Raw genomic sequence first — 17,875 nt, forward strand, 5'->3', positions numbered from 1 at the left:
ATGACTGAGGACATAGAGGTTCCCTTCTTCCCCCGGCTCACCCGAATGGCGAGTCCGACACACGTCGTCTGGCAGGTTTCGTCCCGGCGGTTCGTCAGCCGCCGGAGGTCGCGTTGGCCGGCGCGCCCGCCGGGACGGACGCGGCCTCGCCGGTCGCGGCCACCTCGGCGGTAGCGCCCGCCGATGCGCGCTCGCCGCCCGGCGGAGCGGTCCCACCGCCCTCAGGTGGCAGCCCGTCGTCTCTTCGGCGCAGCGCCGCGGCGCGGCGACGGCGTACCAGCGCGTAGGCCATGCCTGCGAGCCCGCGCGGCTGGAAGAGGACGAAGAGGATCACTGCGATGCCGTAGGCGTACTTGGCCGCTTCCGCGGAGGTGACGCCGCCGCTGCCGGGCTCTGCCAGGAACGGCAGGCTTTCGCTGTACTGCTCGAGCAGCAGGGGCAGCCCGACGACGAAGACCGCGCCGGCCATGGCACCACCGACCGAGCCAAGACCGCCGAGCAGGATGATCGCGAGGTACTGGATCGAGACCTCGACGGTGAACGACTCGGGCGCGACGCTGCCGATCGACAGCGCGTACAGCACCCCGGCCAGCCCCGCGTACATCGAGGACACGAGGAACGCCCTGGCCCGGTAGCCGGTGACATCGATGCCGGTGACCGCGGCCGCGATCTCGCCGTCCCGGACCGCCCGCAGCGCCCGCCCTGGCCGAGACCGCAGCAGGCCGTAGGCGAACCAGGCCGCGAGCACGAGCAGGACGAGGCCCAGGTACCACAGCCGCTCCGAGCGGCCGAACGGCACGCCCAGCACCTCGAGGCCGGAGTCGTCGTCGTCGAAGACGAACCCGAACAACGAGAAGTCCGGGGTGCGCCGGCCGTTGTAGCCGCCGGTCAGCGTGGACGCGGAGTTCAGCACATGCTGGCCGACGAACACCAGCCCCAGCGAGGCGATGCCGAGGTAGATCCCCCGCAGCCGGGCGGCGACCGGGCTGAACAGCAGGCCGGCCAGCCCGGAGATCAGCACGGCGAGCACCATCGCGACCAGCGGTGGCAGGCCGAGCCCACCCAGGTGACGGCTGCCCAGCGAGCTCGGTTCGCTCGCCAGCCAGCAGTAGCTGATCGCGCCGACGGCGAGGAAGAACGCGTGCCCGAGCGACAGCTGCCCCGTCGTGCCGACGAGGATCGTCAGGCCGATCGCGCCGATCACGGCCGCGAAGATCGAGAAGCCGACCCGCAGCCAGAACTCCTCCAGATACAACGGCAGCGCCGCCAGGATCAGCAGGGCCACCAGCAGCGACACCAGGGGCAGCCGAGTGGCCAGCGCCGCGCGCGGCCCATGGGAGACACGAACGTCAGACACGGGCCAGCTCCCTCGTGCCGAACAGGCCGGCGGGACGCGCCAGCAGGACCGCCAGCATCAGGACGTAGGGCACGGCCCCGCCGAAGTCGCCGCCGAGGAACTGCAGATGCTCGGCATAGCCAGCGATCAGGGACTGGACGACGCCGACGAGCACTCCGCCCGCCAACGCGCCGGTGGTCGAGTCCAGGCCGCCAATGATGGCGGCGGGGAAGGCAAGGAACGCGACGGTGCGGATCGACGGATCCAGGCCGGGCGTCGGGCTGCCGGTCAGGAAGACGGCGGCCACGGCAGCGAGCCCGCCGGCGACCAGCCAGGCCAGGGCGCTGACCTGCCAGTGCCGGATCCCCATCAGCGCGGCCGCCTCCGCGTCCTCGGCGCTGGCACGCAGCGCCACTCCCCAGCTGGTGAACCGGAAGGCGGCGAAGAACGCCAGGATCAGGACGACCGCCGTCCCCATGGCGATTAGCCGGTTATAGGAGAGCCCGACGCCGCCGACCGAGAAGGCCCCGGTCCCCCAGGGCTGGTCCAGGGAGAGCACGTGCGAGCCGATCCGCCGGGTCAGGTCGGTCGCGATCACGATGTCCAGACCCAACGTCATGATCGTCAGGGCGGCGACCTGCCCCTCGCTGGCCAGCCCCGTGCCCCGGCCCACCCGGGAGAACAGCAGCCGCTCGAGGGCGACGGCCAGCAGCGCCGTCCCGGCGACGCCGATCGCCACCGCGGCGGCGAACCCGATCGACGGCACGAGCCGGGCGGTCACATAGGCGCCCACGAAGAGCATCGAGCCGTGCGCGAAGTTGAGCACCTCACTCGCCTTGAAGATGATCACAAACCCGAGCGCGATGAGCGCGTACACCGCGCCCTGCGAGATCCCGTTCACCAACAGCGAGACGAACGTCGTCACGGCTGCTCCTTCCTCGTGCTGACCGCGACGGATCCCTCGTCCACGCCGGTGCCCTCGGCGGCGGCATCGCTCTCGGGGCTGTTGCTCTCGGGGGTGACGATCTCGGGGGTGACGATCTGGGCACTGGCCGCGGTGTCGTCCTCGTCGCCGGTGCCGAGGTAGGCGCGGATCACGGCCGGGTCGCGGCTGACCTCGGCCGGGGTGCCGTCGGCGACCACCCGGCCGAAGTCGAGCACCGTGACACGGTCGGCCAGGGACATGACCATGGTCATGTCGTGCTCCACCAGCAGGACCGTGATCCCGAGGGAGGCCCGGATCGCCCGGATCGTCGCCGTCATCTGGGCGGTCTCCACCGCGTTCATGCCTGCGACCGGCTCGTCCAGCAGAAGCACCCGCGGCTCCGTGGCCAGTGCCCGCGCCACCTCGACCCGCTTGCGGTCGCCGTACGGCAGGATCCCGACCGGGACGTGCAGGCGCGCGCCCAGGTCGAGGAACTCGGCGATCTCGCGCGCTCTGGCCCGGTGGAGCCGCTCCTCGTGGCGCGCGGAGGGAATCCTCAGGCCCGCGCCGAGAAAGCCCGTGCGCATCAGGTGATGCCGGCCGACCATGATGTTGTCGAGCACCGACTCGTACGGCGAGCCGGCCAGGTTCTGGAACGCGCGGCCGACCCCGAGCGCCGTGACCCGGTGCGGCCGCCGGCCGGTCAGCTCCGTACCTCCGAGCAGCACCTGGCCGGACGTCGCCTGGTACACCCCGGAGATGACGTTGAACAGCGTCGACTTCCCAGCGCCGTTCGGCCCGATCACCGCGTGGATCGTCCCCGGCTCGGCCCGCAGCGAGACGTCGGCGAGCGCGGCGAGCGCCCCGAACCGGACCGTCACGCCCTCGACCGCCAGCGGCTCGGCCACCGCCACCGGGTCGATGACCCCGGCCGGCGTCGTGGCGCTCACTGTGCCTCCCCCGCGTGCACGCCGCGCTGGTCGGCCGCGGCACCGGCCCGGCCGCGCGGGCGGGGCAGGATCCGCCGAGCCGGCGACGGCTGCCACCGGGACAGCGTCCGCGCCGGGACCGCCGAGATCGCCGGCTCCCCGGGTTCGGGATTCGGGGGCGCGGGGCTCGCCGGATCCCCGGGGGCGGGGGGCTCGGCACCCGGTGGGGCCTCACCCGCTACCGCCAGGTAGCGCCGGGCGACCTCGTCGGAGGCGGCGAGCTCGGCGGACGGCCCCGACAGCGAGGTGCGCCCGAGCTCCAGGACGTAGGCCGCCTCGGAGAGCGAGAGCGCCATGGCGGCGTTCTGCTCGACGAGGACGACCGAGACGCCCTGGGCGTTGATCTCCCTGATCGCCGCGCCGATCTTGCCGATGACCTGGGGAGCGAGCCCCAGCGACGGCTCGTCGAGCAGCAGCATCCGGGGCGCCGACATCAGGCCGCGCCCGATCGCGAGCATCTGCTGCTCGCCGCCGGACAGCAGCACCGCCCGGGAGTCCCGCCGTTCGGCCAGCAGCGGGAAGAGCTCGTAGACCTGTTCGCGGGCCTGGGCACGGGCGGCCCGGCCGCGCACCGACATCCCGCCCGCTCGGAGGTTCTCCTCGACGGTCAGCCGGCCGAAGATCCGACGCCCCTCGGGCACGTGCACCAGCCCGAGCCGGACGACGTCCGCCGCGCCCCGGCCGGCGAGGTCCTGGCCGTCGAACCGGATCGTGCCGGCGGTGACCTTCCCGCCGTGCATGCCCAGGGTGCCGGACACGGTGCGCAGCAGCGTCGACTTGCCCGCGCCGTTGCTTCCCAGCACCGCGACGACCTGCCCGGCGCCGACCGACATCGTCACGCCACGCAGTGCCCGGACCACGCCCGCATAGACCACCTCGAGTGAACCGACGTCCAACAACTCAGGCTGGCTTCCAGCAACCACGCAGGACCTCCGCGGCACCCAGGACCCGCCGATCTCAAGATCAACGGGAGACAGTTGCACAATGAAACGTGTCGCAGGTCACCAGGATTGCGGTATCGGGCCGAAGACACAAGAGACTCGGGCAAACACGCACAGCACCGGCCAGCCGGGCGCACGAGCCGCCGGGCTCGCGGCGACCCGACCAGGGCAGGTCGAACGTCCGGCCCACCCAACCCGCGCCGAACCCACGCCGGCAACGGATCGGAGCCGGGCGCGAAACGGCGGGTCGCACCCGTCGCGAGCCCCGTCAGCAAAGATCAGCAAGCTGATGGGGACACGCGCCGAGACCGCCGGGACTGTCGCGAGTGGGCAGCCGGCACCGCGTTGCCGTGGTCGCCCGCGCGAGACCGATCAGCGCGAGAGCGGCCGACCCAGGTCAGCACGGAACGCATTCACGGCACCGCTGGTGACTAGTACGACACCCAAGTAGCTGTGTCGTGGGTCACAAGGATCACCGCATGAGGCGGCAAGTGCAAGCAATCCGTGCGATGAGGTTGGAGACCGCTCAGCCGCCGACCACCGACGGACGAACGGCCACCCGTCACACCCGCACGGCCCAGCGGACGAGGCGGACGCCGGGAACGCGGCGGACGCGGCGGACGCGGCGAAACGCTCGGCGGGGTTCAGCCGGCAGGGCCTCCTGGCCCAATGCCGTCACTTCGGCCAAGGCTGGCCGGTGGCCCCCCGCCGCGCCGCGGACTCGATCAGCGGCGGGACACCGCCGCGCCATGGACCTGACCGGCGGCGGGACACCGTCACGCCGCGGACTCGATCAGCGGCGGGACACCGCCGCGCCGCGGGCTTGATCAGCGGTTCTGTATCCGGATCCGAACGGGCGAGGGCCCGAGGTTCGGATCCGGATACAGTCCTGGTGATCTTCCGGGCCGCGGGCAAGCGACCGGCGCCGACGGCGGCCCCAGGTCGCTTCCGGGGAAGTACTACTAGTCGCGCAGTGGGCGGCCGAACTTGTCGCGGACGTTGCCGGTCAGCATCATCACGCCGTCGATGAGCGACCAGATGCCGAGGCCACCGCAGGTGAGCAGCTGCGCGACCGCGATCCCGTAGTCGCCCATGTACCAGCGACCGGCTCCCACCCCGCCGAGGAGGAGCTGCAGCAGACCAGCCGTCAGCTTGTCCTTGTCCGAGAGTGGCTCGCCGGTGACCTGGTGCCGGCCGAACGGCGCGGACGGGTCGGCGCCGTACGGGTATCCGGGCCCGTAGCCGGGGGCCGGCGGATAGCCCGGAGCCGGCGCGTACCCGGGGCCCGGCGGGTAGCCACCCGGCTGACCGTACCCGGCGTTGGGGTCGACACCGGGTGGGTAGCCGCCGGTGGGCGGGTACGGCGCGTTCGGGTCCCCGTAGCCCGGAGCGGGCGGGTAGGGCGTGTTCGGGTCCCCGTAGCCGGGGGCGGGCGGGTAGCCCGAGCCGGGCTGCGGGTAACCCGCGCCAGGCGGAGGCTGGTCGGGCCCGGGCTTCGCGTACGGGTCCGGCATCTGGCCAGGCGCTGGGGTCGTCATAGTGGCTCCAAGTGTTCCCGGGCTCCGCGGAACCGTACCAGCGACGATTCAGGCGCATCGCGGGACCGTCCCCCACCCGACACCGGGCCACACGGACGGCCAACAGGTAGCTATTCGGCACGGAAAGCGCACTACCGGGCCACGCCCGCGCCGGCGCGTCCGGGCAGTCGACCTCGGTCCGTGATGACAAGGTCACCGCGATGAGGGGCCGGTGACGAACGGACATCCCGGCCGACCCGACGGACAGCCGGTGGCCGGAGCGCACGCATGGACAACCTCTCGGTGATCACATCCGCGCGCGGCGAGCGGCCGCCCCCGCCACCCGGGCCACCCGGGCCACCGGCGGTCCCCAGACCGGCGGAGGGCCCGGCTACGGCGACGGCGACGGCGACGGACGCCTCCGCCGCGTCCGACCGCGCGAGCGCACCGCCGCCAGCGCCAGCGGCCGGCCGGACTGCCGCCGACGCCTACGCCTACGCCGAGGCGCCGACCATCGTCCTGCCCAGGCCGAGACCGGGTGAGGCGTCGCGGACGACAGCCGGCCCGGGCGGCTCGGGCGGCCCGCGCCGGTCTGGCCGGACGCACGATGGCGCGGCGGCGGCACGCCGCGCCGTGGCCACGGCGTCCGGCTCGGCTCGGGCGACGTTGGAACCGCTGGGCGGCCAGGTCGAGCGGCTGATGCGCGAGCGGCTGGGGGTGACGCTTCGCGCGCCCGGCCGAGGCGGCCGGATCTTCCTGACCATGGCTGGCGGCGCGGTCATCCTCATCGCCCTCGGCTCGGTGGTGCTGGGCATCGGGGGCGGCCCGGCGGCGCTGCGGCCGCTCACGTCGGCCGTCACCCCCACCACTGCGGTGGCGGACCCGACCGGTGAGCCCCGCCCGCCGGTGAACGAGGTCGCGGGTATCCCGATCACCGCGACGCGGACCTACCTGCTGACCACCTACGCGCCCGGCAGCGGCCACCGGAGCCGACTGGAGGCCTCACCGCGCGAGCTGCCGGTGGGCCGGCAGTACCAGCACCTCCCCCGCCGCGGTGACGACCACCTGTCCACCGCGGAGGTCGTGTTCCCGGTGCTGCCGGCGCCGGCAGCCTGCGTGAGCCGGGTGGAGCTGCGGCTGACGCTGCTCGGGACCGAGGGAGCGCCGGACGACGAGGGGCCCTACCCGCTGGCCGCCTACCCGTCGGCGCTGACCAGCCTCGCGACCGGGAAGGTCCCGAGCACCGTCCCGACACTCGACCTGGTCGCGAACCGTCCCCGTGGCAGCCTCAACTGGTCCCGCTACGACGAGACGCGGCCAACGGGCGACCTACCGGCCGGCGAGCAACCAGCCGGTGACCAATCGGCCGGCGACCTGGCCGCGGCCGACCAGCCCACCGGCGGCGACGCCACGGGGGCGGTGGCGCCCGGCGGACCCGTGGAGATCAGCGCGGACATCACCGAGCTCTACCAGCGCTGGGTCGCCGGCATGCCGACGGCGGAGGGGAACCTCGGCGTCCCACCCGGCACGCCGCTGGTGCTGGCCATACGGCCCGCCCTCACGAACGTCCTCGGCACCTGGCGGCACACCTACGGCGGCAGCGCCACCAGCACCCCGCCGCGCCTCGTCTGGGACCGCCGGGTCCACTGCGCCTGACGTCTGGCCCGGCCGGGGCCAGTCCAGGCATGGCCCCGACCTGGCCCGACCTGGCCAGCCCGCGTTCCGCGGCCTGGCATGATCGCGATTTCCGCCCTCCGGGGGTCGTATCCGCGGCCCTTCCACGACCACCAGAGGGCGCAAACGGCGATCCCGCCAACGCGTTGGCGGTGACGGCGGCGGTGACGGCGGCGGTGGCGGTGGCGGTGGCGGCGCTAGCCGACTGGTGAGGGAGCGTCGATGCTGAGGGCCGCGATCCGGTCGAGGTGCTGGCCGGTGTCGCCGAAGGTGCCGACGAGGCGCTTGGCGCGTTTGTAGAAGAAGTGCGCCTCGTGCTCCCAGGTGTAGCCGATCCCGCCGTGATACTGGATCATGGCGCCGGTCGCCCGCTCGGCCGCGTCGCCCGCCTTCGCCTTGGCGACCGCGACGGCGAGTTCGGAGTCGGGCAGCGCGGCGTCGACGGCGTGCGCAGCGTAGAGCGCGGCGTGCTCGGCCATGAGGACGCCGACGTGCAGGTCGGCGAGCGTGTGCTTGATGAACTGGAAGCTGCCGACCGCCTTGCCGAACTGGACCCGGGTCTTGTCGTACTCGATGGTCCTGGTCAGCGCGGCCCGGGCGATGCCGACCAGGTCGGCGGCCGCGAGCACGGCACCGCGCCGGTTCAGCTCGGCGAGGACGGCCGCGTTCGACTCCGGCAGCCGCTCGCCGGCGGCGCCGTCGAGGGTGATCGCGCCGAGGCGGGTGGTGCCGTCAAACGTGCCGAGCGCCGTGACGGTGACGGACTCGGACGTCGGGTCGACGAGGTAGAGGCCGATCCCACCATCCGGTTCCTTCGCCGCGACGACCACCGTCCGGGCGACCCCGGCGTACTCGACCGGAGACGCCGTCCCGGTCAGCCGCGCGCCTCCCGGACCGGTCTCGGCCGTCACACCCACCCCGGACTGGTCGAACGAGCCGCCGGGGGCACGCAGCGCCACGGTGGCGACGAGCTCGCCGGAGGCCAGCGGGGCGAGCACGGCCGCGCGCTGCGCCGGCGAGCCGGCGAGCCGGACGGCCTCGCCCGCGAGCACGGTCGGCAGCCACGGCCCGGGAACGGCGCCCGCGCCGAACGCGCGGGCGAGCACCTGCGCGTCGAGCAGGCCGAGGCCTATCCCGTCGTTGTCCTCGGGCACCAGCACGGCGAGCCAGCCCTGCTCGGCGAACGCCTTCCAAAGCTCGGCCGGGTGGCCGTCGCCCGTGGCGTCCTCGAACACGGCGCGCACGGCGGTCAGGTCGAACCGGTCGGCGAGGAAGTCGCGGACGGTCTCGGCGAGTGCCCGCTGCTCGTCGGTCAACGCGAAGTGCACGGCGATTCCCCTTTTCGCTACCGCGGCAGGCCGAGCACTCGCTCGGCGACGATGTTGCGCTGCACCTGCGACGAGCCGCCCCAGATCGTCACCGACCTGGTCCAGAACGCCTCGAACTGCAACGAGGCGAGGTCCAGACCGTCGACCGGGCTGGTGACGACGCCATCCAGGCCGAGCAGGTGGTCGAACGTCTCGAAGAGCTTCTGGTAGGTCTCGGACCACTGCAGCTTGGTGATCGACGACTCGGAGCCGAGGTCACGGCCCTGCTCGACCTGGGTGAGCACGTGCATCGCGTGGTAGCGCAGGCACTCCAGCTCGACGAGGCGGCTCGCGAGCTCGCGGCGCAGCGTCGGGTCGGTGTCCCGGCCGAGCCGACGCGCGGCGGCGACGATCTGGTCGTAGCCGCGCCGGTAGGTGGCGTACTGGGAGATGCCGGACGCGCCGCGCTCGAACGAGAGCAGCATCATCGCGGTCTTCCAGCCGTTGCCGACACCGCCGAGGCATTCGGAGGCCTTGACCCGGGCGTCGGTGAAGAACACCTCGGCGAACTCGCTCGCGCCGCTCATCTGGCGCAGCGGGCGGGCCTCGACTCCCGGCTGGTGCATGTCGATGAGCAGCATCGAGATGCCCCGGTGGGCCTGGCTGCCCGGCTCGGTGCGCACCAGGGCGAACAGCTTGTCGCCGTGCATGGCGTTGGTCGTCCAGATCTTCTGGCCGTTGACGACGTACTCGTCGCCGTCGAGCACCCCGGAGGTGCGCAGCGCCGCGAGGTCGGAGCCGGCGCCAGGCTCCGAGAAGCCCTGGCACCAGATCACCTCGTTGCGCAGCATCGGGCCGATGATGTCGCGCTTCTGCTGGTCGGTGCCGATCGCCATCACCGTCGGCGCGAGGAACGTCAGGCCGAGCGCGTTGGCCGACTGCGGGGCGCTGGCGAGCGCCATCTCCTCGTCGTAGATCGCCTTCATTCCCGGGGTGCCGCCGCGGCCGCCGTACTCCGTCGGCCAGGCGATGCCCGCGAAGCCCGCGTCGTGCTTGCGGCGCTCCCAGTCGCGGCGCAGCTCAAAGCCCTCGTCGTCGGAAACGCTTCGCCAGAAGCTCGGGTCCCGCCAGGCGGCCGGGATGTTGGCGACGAGCCAACCACGCAGCTCCGTGCGGAACTTCTCCTCCTGCGGGGTGAACGTCAGGTCCATGGTGCTCGCTCCGCGACTCGTCGGTAACGTCGACTCGTTGGCAATGTTGACTCGTTAGTAACATGACGGAGGATCAGGTGACAGCTGACGGTCCCGCCGCCGACCGGGCCGCGCCCTTACGGGCGGCGGTCCCATCCGGACGGGACGTCTGCGGGTCGGGCAGCTCGTTGTAGCGGGCGAGCAGGCGGCCGAAGACAGCCAGGTCCTCGTCGGGCCAGCTGTCCAGGCGCGTCTGCATCCGGGCGCGCAGCGTCTTGTCCACCTCGTCGAGGGTCGCCTGGCCGAAGGTGCTCACCCGCACGAGCTGGACCCGGCTGTCGGCGCGGTCGGACTCACGGTCCACCAGGCCCGCGGCGACCAGCTCGGTCAGCTGCCTGCTCACCGTCGACTTGTTCAGCCGGAAGAAGGCGACGAGGTCGGCCGCCCGCGCCTCACCCACCTCAGCGAGGTACAGCAGCAGTGAGTACGCCGCGAGCGACAGCCCCGGATGCAGTTCGCTCGCCTCCCCCCGGACCCGCCGGACCAGCTGCGCGAGCTCGCTGTAGATGGCCGCGGCCAGGTCCTCACGCCCGGGCTCAGCAGGCCGTCGCGTCATCCTGCTCCCCTGGTACCGCCATCCTTGCCCCCTACTACCTGGATCCACCTGGATCGGGCTCTGAACACGCCAACTTCGTCTTCGTCAGTCGCCCTTCCCCCGAACCAGCGCCCGGAACGGGCCGCGGGTACGAGGCTGCGCCAGGCGACGGGCCCTGCCCGCCCCTGCCCGCGGCCGCGGGCAGGGGCGGGCAGGCCTGAAGAAATTTGGTTGAGTTAGGCAACTGAAACCGTATGACAGTCTGCCCGGTCGCCGCCCGACATCGGACCACTATCCCGACTGAGTCGCCGGCCCCGTCGGCGGCCGGCGACGACGCCCGGCACGATGGTGTCGGGCGGCCACGCGCCGGCCCACTCCCCGGTCGCAGGAGCCAGGAGGTACACCCGATGACCGGATCGGCCCATTCGGCCGGCCCAGCCCCGGCCCCGAACGCCCAGACCGTCGAACGAGCCGGCGGCCCAGGCCAGCTCGGTCCGGACGCGCGGGCGGCGGCGCTGCGACGCCTCGCCGAGGAGACGTTCGACGTCCTGGTCATCGGCGGCGGCGTCACCGGCGCCGGCACGGCGCTCGACGCGGCGTCCCGCGGCCTGTCCGTCGCCCTCGTCGAGGCCCGTGACCTGGCGGCCGGCACCTCCAGCCGCTCCAGCAAGCTGATCCACGGCGGTCTGCGCTATCTCGAGCAGCTCAACGGCGCGCTGGTGCGCGAGGCGCTGCGGGAGCGGACGCTGCTGTTGGACACGCTCGCCCCGCACCTGGTCCGTCCGGTGCAGTTCCTGCTGCCGCTGACCCACCACGGCTGGGAGCGCGCCTACATCGGCAGCGGGGTGCTGCTGTACGACACCCTCGGGCAGGGCCTGTCCCGGATCGGCGGCCCCGGCTCCAGCGCCCCACGGCCGACCCGCAGACCTCCCCGGCTGCTGCCCTCCCGGATCGCCGACCTCCCGGCGGACCTCCCGGAACCGGTGGCCTCGCCGAGCGGGGAGTGGCCCCGCGCCGGCGGCCTGCCGATGCACCGGCATCTGACCCGCAAGGCGGCGCTGCGCGAGTTCCCGTCGTTGCGTCCGGACGCACTGGTGGGCGCGATCCAGTACTGGGACGGGCAGGTCGACGATGCCCGGCACACGATGTTCGTCGCCCGCACCGCCGCCCGCTTCGGCGCGGCGGTCGTGACCTCCGCCAAGGTCGTCGACCTGCTGCGGGAGGGCGACGGGGTGACCGGCGCGGTCGTGCGCGACCTGGAGACCGGCGACGGCACCGGCACCGGCGACGGCTCGGGATCCCAGGAGATCCGCGTCCGGGCACGGCGGACGATCAGCGCGACCGGCGTGTGGACCGACGACGTGCAGGCGCTGCTGGGCCGGCGGGGGCCGGTGTCCGTGCGCGCGTCCAAGGGTGTCCACCTGGTCGTCCCGCGTGACCGCCTGCTGGGCGCCACCGGGCTGATCCTGCGCACCGAGCGCAGCGTGCTGTTCGTCATCCCGTGGGGCAACCACTGGATCATCGGCACCACCGACACCGACTGGGACCTCGACCTGGCCCACCCGGCCGCGACCCGCGCCGACATCGACTACCTGCTCGACCAGGTCAACCGGGTGCTGCGCACCCCGCTCACCCACGACGACATCGTCGGCGTGTACGCCGGCCTGCGCCCGCTGCTCGCGGGCCAGTCCGACGACACGGCGCAGCTGTCCCGCGAGCACGCCGTCGTCGCCGCCGCGCCCGGGCTCACGACCGTCGCCGGCGGGAAGTACACGACCTACCGGGTGATGGCCGCCGACGCGGTCGACGCGGCGGTGGCCGGGCTGCCGAGGACCGTCCCGCCGTCGTGTACCGACAAGGTCCCGCTGCTCGGCGCCGACGGCTACCTCGCCGTGTGGAACGGGCGGGAGCGGCTCGCCGAGCGCGCCGGCCTGCACGTCGCCCGGATCGAGCACCTGCTGCGCAGGTACGGCACCCTCGCCGAGGAACTCGTCGACATGGTCATCGCCGACCGGCGACTGGCCGCGCCGCTGCCCGGTGCCGAGGCCTACCTGGCGGTCGAGGCGGTGTACGCGGCCACGCACGAGGGCGCGCTGCACCTGGAGGACGTGCTGGCCAGACGGACGCGGATCTCCTTCGAGGCACCGGACCGAGGCCTGGCGGCCGCCCGCCCGGTGGCCGAGCTGATCGCCCCGGTCCTCGGCTGGGACGAGGCGCGGGTAGGCGCCGAGGTCGAGCTGTACGAGGCCCGCGTCGCCGCCGAGCGCGCCTCTCAGCGTGCCGGCGACGACCCGGCCGCGGACGCCGCCCGCCTCGCCGCTCCCGACGCCCGCCGTCTCCCCTCCGTCCGCGCCACGCCCCACCCCAAGCCAGCCGCTCCCCGCCCCAAGCCAGCCGCCGCGGAGCCGACGCACGCGGATCACGACGCCGAGCCGCCCACTCCCGCCGGCGGTGTCTCGATCAACGCGGCCGCCGCCAGCGCGGCGGCCGGCCTGCGGGCGGCCCGCCGCGTCGTCATCGGCGGCATCGCCGGCTCCCGCGCCCATCCGACCGACCCGGCCACCGACGACACCGGCCCCGACCACTCCGGCGGCACCGCCGCCTAGCCCGAAGCCGTCTAGCCTGGGCACGTCGGCCGAGCGCGGTCGGGCCGGAGACGAGGTGGCGCCGGATGAGCAACGCGGACGCGGGTGGCGTGGAGACGTTCGACGTCGTCGTCATCGGGGCTGGGCCGGCCGGGGAGGTGGCGGCCGGCCGGCTCGCCGAGGCGGGTCTGTCGGTCGCGGTCGTCGAGCACGAGCGGGTGGGCGGCGAGTGCTCCTTCTGGGGCTGCATGCCGAGCAAGACGCTGCTGCGCCCCGGCGACGTGCTCGCCGCTACGCGGCGCGTGCCGGGCGCGGCCGGTGCGGTGACCGGAGAGATCGACGCGGCCGCCGCGTTCTCCCGCCGGGACGAGATCGTCGGCGGATTCTCGGACAAGGGCCAGGTTCCCTGGCTGCGCGACCGCGGGGTGACGATCGTCCGGGGTCGCGGCCGGCTCGCCGGCCGGCGGCTCGTCGACGTGGACACGACGAAGACCGTGGTCCCGGACGAGTCGGACGGGAAGCCCCGCCGGCTGGCGGCGCGCCGGGCGGTGGTGCTGGCGACCGGGACGACGGCGGTCAGGCCGCCGATTCCGGGCCTGGCCGAGGTCGAGCCGTGGGACAACCGGTCGGCGACCGGCGCCACGACCGTTCCGCGCAGGATGGTCGTGCTGGGCGGCGGCGCCGTCGGCACCGAGCTCGCGCAGGGGTTCCGCCGGCTCGGCGTCGTCGAGGTGACGATCGTCGAGGGCCAGCAAGGGCTGCTCGCCCACGAGGAGCCGTTCGTCGGCAAGGAGGTCGCCGAGGCGTTCGAGTCCGAGGGGATCACGGTCCGGACCGGGCAGAAGGTCACCGCGGTGCGCCGCCAGCAGGCGGCGTACGACGAGCGCCGCGGCCCGGTCGTCGTGACGCTCGACAACGGTGACCAGGTCGAGGCCGACGAGATCCTCGTCGCGGTCGGCCGGCATCCCGCCACCGACGACCTGGGCCTGGAGACGGTCGGCCTGACGCCCGGCCGCCCGGTCGAGGTCGACAACCACCTGCGCGCGGTCGGCGTGCGGACGGCGACCGGGTCCGGTGACGAGGGCGACGAGGGCGCCGGCGACGACGGCTGGCTGTTCGCCGTCGGCGACGTGAACGGGCGGGCGCTGCTGACCCACATGGGCAAGTACCAGGCGCGCATCGTCGCCGACATCGTCGCCGGCCGTACCGACCCGTCCGGCGCCGAGCCGGTCGAGGTCGCCGGCAGCCGCGCCATCCCCCGGGTGACGTTCACCGACCCGCAGGTGGCGGCCGTCGGTCTGACGGAGGCCGCGGCGCGCGACGCCGGCCTTCGGGTCCGGGCCGTCTTGGTCCCGACCACCGGCGTCGCCGGCTCGTCCGTACGCGGCGTCGGCCTCGTCGGCACCTCCCAGCTGGTCGTCGACGAGGACCGCCGCGTCATCGTCGGCGCCACCTTCACCGGCCAGGACGTCCAGGAGCTGCTCCACTCGGCCACGATCGCCCTCGTTGGCGAGATCCCCCTCGACACCCTCTGGCACGCCGTCCCGTCGTTCCCCACCGTCAGCGAGGTCTGGCTCCGCCTCCTGGAGACCTACGGCCTCTAGCCGCGCCGCGACCCGTTGGCCTGATCGGCGTTGGCCTGATCGGCGTTGGCGCCCTCCGGCGGTCGCGGAAGTGCCGCGGCCACGACCCCCGGAGGGCAGAAATCGCGATCATGCCCAGCAGCGAGCCGTGAGGGCGGCGTGGCAGGGCGTCGTACGCTCGGTTGAGGTGGTCAGCAACGGGAGGGTGGGGTCCGATTCCTGCGCGGACACGGCACAGCGCGGGGCTGCTGCTGTACCGAGATGTGGCGGATGGGCTCGAGGTGCTCATCGCGCACATGGGCGGGCCGTTCTGGGCACGCAAGGACGAGGGCGCCTGGTCGATCCCGAAGGGCGAGTCCGAGCCGGACGAGGACCTACGCGTCGCCGCGGCCCGGGAGTTCGCCGAGGAGTTGGGATCGGCGCCGCCCGACGGCCCGTGGATCGAGCTCGGTGACGTGCGCCAGTCCGGCGGGAAGGTCGTCACGGCCTACGCGCTGCGCGGCGACTTCGACCCGGCCGCCGCCGTGAGCAACACCTTCGAGCTGGAATGGCCCCGCGGCTCAGGACGGGTCCGGACCTTCCCCGAGGTCGACCGGGTGGCATGGTTCGACCTCCCGACCGCCCGCGCCAAGCTCGTCCGCGGCCAGCTCCCCTTCCTCGACCGCCTCCTCGACCAGCTCGGCTCCCATCCGTGATCTTTTCGGAGCTCGGGGTGGCGCCGCTGTCTGGAGACGCCCTCGACATCGCGATCACCCCGCTGGTCCTGCCAGGCGGGCCCCTGCCTGGCGGGGCTCTGCCTGGCAGGGCTCTGCCTGACGGGGCTCTGCCTGACGGGACTCTGCCTGACGGGACTCTGCCGCCGCCAGGCCGATGACGGCGGTCAGGAGAAGGAGGGCTCCCGCCAGGGTCGCGGCCGTCAGTCGCTCGCCGAGCAGGGTGAGCGCGAGGACCGCGGCGCTGACCGGTTCGAGCAGGAGCACCGTCGCCGTGGTCGCGGCCCGCACGACGGCGGCGCCAGCGAAGTAGAGCGGGTACGCCAGCGCCGTCGGCACCGCCGCCACGTACCCGAGCAGGAGCAGGACTCGGCCGAGGCCGGCGGCATGGGGCAGGAGCCCGCTGGCGGCGGCCCAGGGCAGCAGCGCGGCCCCGCCGATGCCGAAGGCCCACGCCGTCAGCGTCGCGGGCTCGTCCCCTGTCCCGGCTCCTCCGGGTCCCCCGGCCTGCCCGGCCCACCGGGCGAGCAGCGTCGTCAGGGAGTAACCGGCGGCCGACAGGAGCGCCAGCGCGACGCCCAGGGGACGGGCCGCACCACCCTGGTTTCCCAGGACGAGGACTCCCAGCCCCGCCACCGCGCCCACGACCGCCACGGCGCCGGCTCCGAGCCGCTCGCCCAGAGCGAGCCGGGCCCCCAGCGCGACCAGGACCGGCCCCGCCCCCAGGGTCACGATCGTGCCCACCGCGACCCCGGTCACCGCGACCGACGCGAAGTAGGCGGTCTGGAACACGGCCAGGCCCACGCCTGACCCGATCCGTACGAGGAGCCGACGCCTCGCCGCCCCGCCGGCCCGGGCACGGGCCCTTTGGGGTGCGGTGACCCCCGGCGAGGCGAGGTCCGGGCGCACGCCGGCCGGACGGGCGGCGCGGGCGCCGTCCACTCGCGCCGGACGGATCCGCCGCGGGATCCCGGCCAGGAGCAGCAGGGCAAAGCCGCCGACGAAACGCCAGAAGGAGACCGCGATGGGTCCGAGATTGCTCGATTGGTAGACGAGGTCCACCGCCGTTCCGGTGGTGCCCCAGGTGATCCCGGCAATAGCCAGGTAAGCCAGCCCCCGCCGTACAGGCAGGCTGGCGCCAACATTCGACACGGCGCTCTCCGCAAGGGGATGTGATGGTCGCAGATCCCGGATGCGGGCAGCACGACCAGAGCGCCGGACTCCCTCAGGCCGATCTCAGATCGGCGAGGACCGGCGCGGCGGTCTTCCCCTGCGGCCCGCCTTACGCGGCGGGCGGCGCGAGCGCCGTGAAGGTCATGGACAAGAGGCTACGGACGCGAGGCGCGGCCGTCTCCTCGTCCGGCTTGCATACCCCGCCAGGCGGACGGGCGGACGAGTTCTCGTACGCCTGGCAGGGCACGGCGGCGGTCGGGTCAGCTCGCGGGCTTCTCGTGGTGGCCGCCGAACTGCTTGCGCATGGCGGAAAGGATCTTGTCGGAGTAGAGGGACTCGCCGCGGGAGCTGAAGCGCTCGTAGAGGGACGCGGTGAGCACGTGCGCCGGGACGCCCTCCTCGACGGCGGCGAGCACCGTCCAGCGTCCCTCGCCGGAATCCGACACCCGGCCGCCGAAGGAGGCCAGCTCCGGGTCCTCGACGAGGGCGACGGCGGTCAGGTCGAGCAGCCAGGAGGCGACGACGCTGCCGCGCCGCCACACCTCGGTGACCTCCGGGATGTCGAAGTCGTACTGGTAGTACTCGGGGTGCGTGAGCGGGGTGGTCTCCGCGTCGTGGCCGGCGGCCGAGGTCCGGCCGATGCCCGCCTTGTTCAGCACGCCGAGGCCCTCGGCGAAGGCGGCCATCATGCCGTACTCGATGCCGTTGTGGATCATCTTCACGAAGTGGCCGGCCCCGATCGGGCCGCAGTGCAGGTAGCCCTGCTCGGCCTGGGTGGGCTCGCCCGAGCGGCCGGGGGTGCGCGGCGCCGTGTCGACGCCCGGGGCGATGGTGGCGAACAGCGGCTCCAGCCGCTTCACGACGTCCGGCTCACCGCCGATCATCAGGCAGAAGCCGCGCTCCAGGCCGAAGACGCCACCCGAGGTGCCGACGTCGACGTAGTGGATGCCCTTCGGCACCAGCGTCTTGGCCCGCTCGATGTCGTCGCGGTAGTACGAGTTGCCGCCGTCGATGATGATGTCGCCCGGCTCGAACAGGTCGGCGAGCTGGAAGACCGTTTCGCCGGTCAGCCCGGCCGGCACCATCACCCAGGCCGCGCGCGGGGTGGTCAGCGCCGCGGCGAACTCCTCCAGCGAGTTCGTTCCCGTCGCCCCCTCGGCCGCGAGCGCGGCGACGGCGTCCGCGCTGACGTCGTACACGACGCACTCGTGGCCGTCCCGCTGAAGCCGGCGCACCAGGTTGGCGCCCATCCGGCCCAGGCCGATCATCCCCAGTTGCATGTCGTCTCCGCTCGTCCCCGCACCGGGCGCCGCCGCCAACCGCGGCCACCGCCCCTGTCGCCTACCG

The 17,875-nt window shown here is 73.6% G+C and carries 14 protein-coding genes; 4 read left to right on the forward strand and 10 right to left on the reverse strand.

Translation table 11 applies throughout. From position 1 onward, the window contains the following. Positions 1–94: 94 nt before the first annotated feature. The 5 genes from FRCN3DRAFT_RS0241480 to FRCN3DRAFT_RS0241500 all read right to left on the reverse strand — a co-directional run bounded on the left by FRCN3DRAFT_RS0241480 (position 95) and on the right by FRCN3DRAFT_RS0241500 (position 5,729). On the reverse strand, positions 95–1,357 hold the full coding sequence (locus FRCN3DRAFT_RS0241480; protein WP_007515828.1) for a branched-chain amino acid ABC transporter permease: 1,263 nt from the start codon (positions 1,355–1,357) through the stop codon (positions 95–97). Then, on the reverse strand, positions 1,350–2,261 hold the full coding sequence (locus FRCN3DRAFT_RS0241485) for a branched-chain amino acid ABC transporter permease (RefSeq protein WP_007515829.1): 912 nt from the start codon (positions 2,259–2,261) through the stop codon (positions 1,350–1,352). The genes FRCN3DRAFT_RS0241480 and FRCN3DRAFT_RS0241485 overlap by 8 nt, the downstream gene beginning before the upstream one ends. Next, entirely contained in the window at positions 2,258–3,211 is a 954-nt protein-coding gene (locus FRCN3DRAFT_RS48930) for an ABC transporter ATP-binding protein (RefSeq protein WP_007515830.1), read from the reverse strand. Before FRCN3DRAFT_RS48930 ends, FRCN3DRAFT_RS0241485 begins: the two co-directional genes overlap by 4 nt. Then, positions 3,208–4,146 carry an ABC transporter ATP-binding protein gene (locus FRCN3DRAFT_RS48935; protein ID WP_063630344.1) on the reverse strand — a complete coding sequence of 313 codons (939 nt, stop codon included), beginning with the start codon at positions 4,144–4,146 and terminating at the stop codon, positions 3,208–3,210. The genes FRCN3DRAFT_RS48930 and FRCN3DRAFT_RS48935 overlap by 4 nt, the downstream gene beginning before the upstream one ends. Before the next feature lie 1,007 nt (positions 4,147–5,153). After that, entirely contained in the window at positions 5,154–5,729 is a 576-nt protein-coding gene (locus tag FRCN3DRAFT_RS0241500; RefSeq protein WP_007515832.1) for a TM2 domain-containing protein, read from the reverse strand. A gap of 267 nt (positions 5,730–5,996) precedes the next feature. On the opposite strand from FRCN3DRAFT_RS0241500, the gene FRCN3DRAFT_RS0241505 reads away from it, so the two are divergent. Next, on the forward strand, positions 5,997–7,364 hold the full coding sequence (locus FRCN3DRAFT_RS0241505; RefSeq protein WP_007515833.1) for a hypothetical protein: 1,368 nt from the start codon (positions 5,997–5,999) through the stop codon (positions 7,362–7,364). A gap of 215 nt (positions 7,365–7,579) precedes the next feature. Here the strand turns inward: FRCN3DRAFT_RS0241505 and FRCN3DRAFT_RS0241510 are convergent, their stop codons facing one another. The 3 genes from FRCN3DRAFT_RS0241510 to FRCN3DRAFT_RS48940 all read right to left on the reverse strand — a co-directional run bounded on the left by FRCN3DRAFT_RS0241510 (position 7,580) and on the right by FRCN3DRAFT_RS48940 (position 10,495). Beyond that, positions 7,580–8,710 carry an acyl-CoA dehydrogenase family protein gene (locus FRCN3DRAFT_RS0241510; protein WP_007515834.1) on the reverse strand — a complete coding sequence of 377 codons (1,131 nt, stop codon included), beginning with the start codon at positions 8,708–8,710 and terminating at the stop codon, positions 7,580–7,582. A 17-nt stretch (positions 8,711–8,727) separates the two neighbouring features. Next, complete coding sequence (locus FRCN3DRAFT_RS0241515; protein ID WP_007515835.1) at positions 8,728–9,900, reverse strand: acyl-CoA dehydrogenase family protein; 1,173 nt, start codon at positions 9,898–9,900, stop codon at positions 8,728–8,730. Between the two features lie 73 nt (positions 9,901–9,973). After that, complete coding sequence (locus tag FRCN3DRAFT_RS48940; protein ID WP_007515837.1) at positions 9,974–10,495, reverse strand: MarR family winged helix-turn-helix transcriptional regulator; 522 nt, start codon at positions 10,493–10,495, stop codon at positions 9,974–9,976. Between the two features lie 386 nt (positions 10,496–10,881). Between FRCN3DRAFT_RS48940 and FRCN3DRAFT_RS48945 the strand changes: the two genes are divergently transcribed. The 3 genes from FRCN3DRAFT_RS48945 (at position 10,882) to FRCN3DRAFT_RS0241535 (ending at position 15,337) form a co-directional block, all read left to right on the forward strand. Further along, positions 10,882–13,080 (forward strand): glycerol-3-phosphate dehydrogenase/oxidase, encoded by a 2,199-nt coding sequence (locus tag FRCN3DRAFT_RS48945; RefSeq protein WP_007515838.1) that lies wholly within the window; start codon positions 10,882–10,884, stop codon positions 13,078–13,080. Positions 13,081–13,145: 65 nt separating this feature from the next. After that, positions 13,146–14,663 (forward strand): dihydrolipoyl dehydrogenase family protein, encoded by a 1,518-nt coding sequence (locus FRCN3DRAFT_RS0241530; protein ID WP_007515839.1) that lies wholly within the window; start codon positions 13,146–13,148, stop codon positions 14,661–14,663. A 161-nt stretch (positions 14,664–14,824) separates the two neighbouring features. After that, on the forward strand, positions 14,825–15,337 hold the full coding sequence (locus FRCN3DRAFT_RS0241535) for an NUDIX hydrolase (protein ID WP_269799877.1): 513 nt from the start codon (positions 14,825–14,827) through the stop codon (positions 15,335–15,337). Positions 15,338–15,391: 54 nt separating this feature from the next. Here FRCN3DRAFT_RS0241535 and FRCN3DRAFT_RS0241540 read toward each other — a convergent pair whose 3' ends face one another. Beyond that, positions 15,392–16,507, reverse strand: a complete 1,116-nt coding sequence (locus tag FRCN3DRAFT_RS0241540; RefSeq protein WP_007515841.1) for a DMT family transporter — start codon at positions 16,505–16,507, stop codon at positions 15,392–15,394. Positions 16,508–16,788: 281 nt separating this feature from the next. Next, positions 16,789–17,808 (reverse strand): phosphogluconate dehydrogenase (NAD(+)-dependent, decarboxylating), encoded by a 1,020-nt coding sequence (gnd, locus tag FRCN3DRAFT_RS0241545; RefSeq protein WP_007515842.1) that lies wholly within the window; start codon positions 17,806–17,808, stop codon positions 16,789–16,791. Between the last annotated feature and the right edge of the window lie 67 nt (positions 17,809–17,875).

Origin of the sequence: Pseudofrankia saprophytica (genome assembly GCF_000235425.2) — a bacterium.
In the GTDB taxonomy this organism is placed as follows: Bacteria; Actinomycetota; Actinomycetes; order Frankiales; family Frankiaceae; genus Pseudofrankia; species Pseudofrankia saprophytica.

Bases quoted from the DNA above. Each gene is read 5' to 3' on its own strand.
- FRCN3DRAFT_RS0241500 (WP_007515832.1), bottom strand. From the start codon at position 5,729: ATGACGACCCCAGCGCCTGGCCAGATGCCGGACCCGTACGCGAAGCCC.
- FRCN3DRAFT_RS0241505 (WP_007515833.1), top strand. From the start codon at position 5,997: ATGGACAACCTCTCGGTGATCACATCCGCGCGCGGCGAGCGGCCGCCC.
- FRCN3DRAFT_RS0241515 (WP_007515835.1), bottom strand. From the start codon at position 9,900: ATGGACCTGACGTTCACCCCGCAGGAGGAGAAGTTCCGCACGGAGCTG.
- FRCN3DRAFT_RS48940 (WP_007515837.1), bottom strand. From the start codon at position 10,495: ATGACGCGACGGCCTGCTGAGCCCGGGCGTGAGGACCTGGCCGCGGCC.
- FRCN3DRAFT_RS48945 (WP_007515838.1), top strand. From the start codon at position 10,882: ATGACCGGATCGGCCCATTCGGCCGGCCCAGCCCCGGCCCCGAACGCC.
- FRCN3DRAFT_RS0241530 (WP_007515839.1), top strand. From the start codon at position 13,146: ATGAGCAACGCGGACGCGGGTGGCGTGGAGACGTTCGACGTCGTCGTC.
- gnd (WP_007515842.1), bottom strand. From the start codon at position 17,808: ATGCAACTGGGGATGATCGGCCTGGGCCGGATGGGCGCCAACCTGGTG.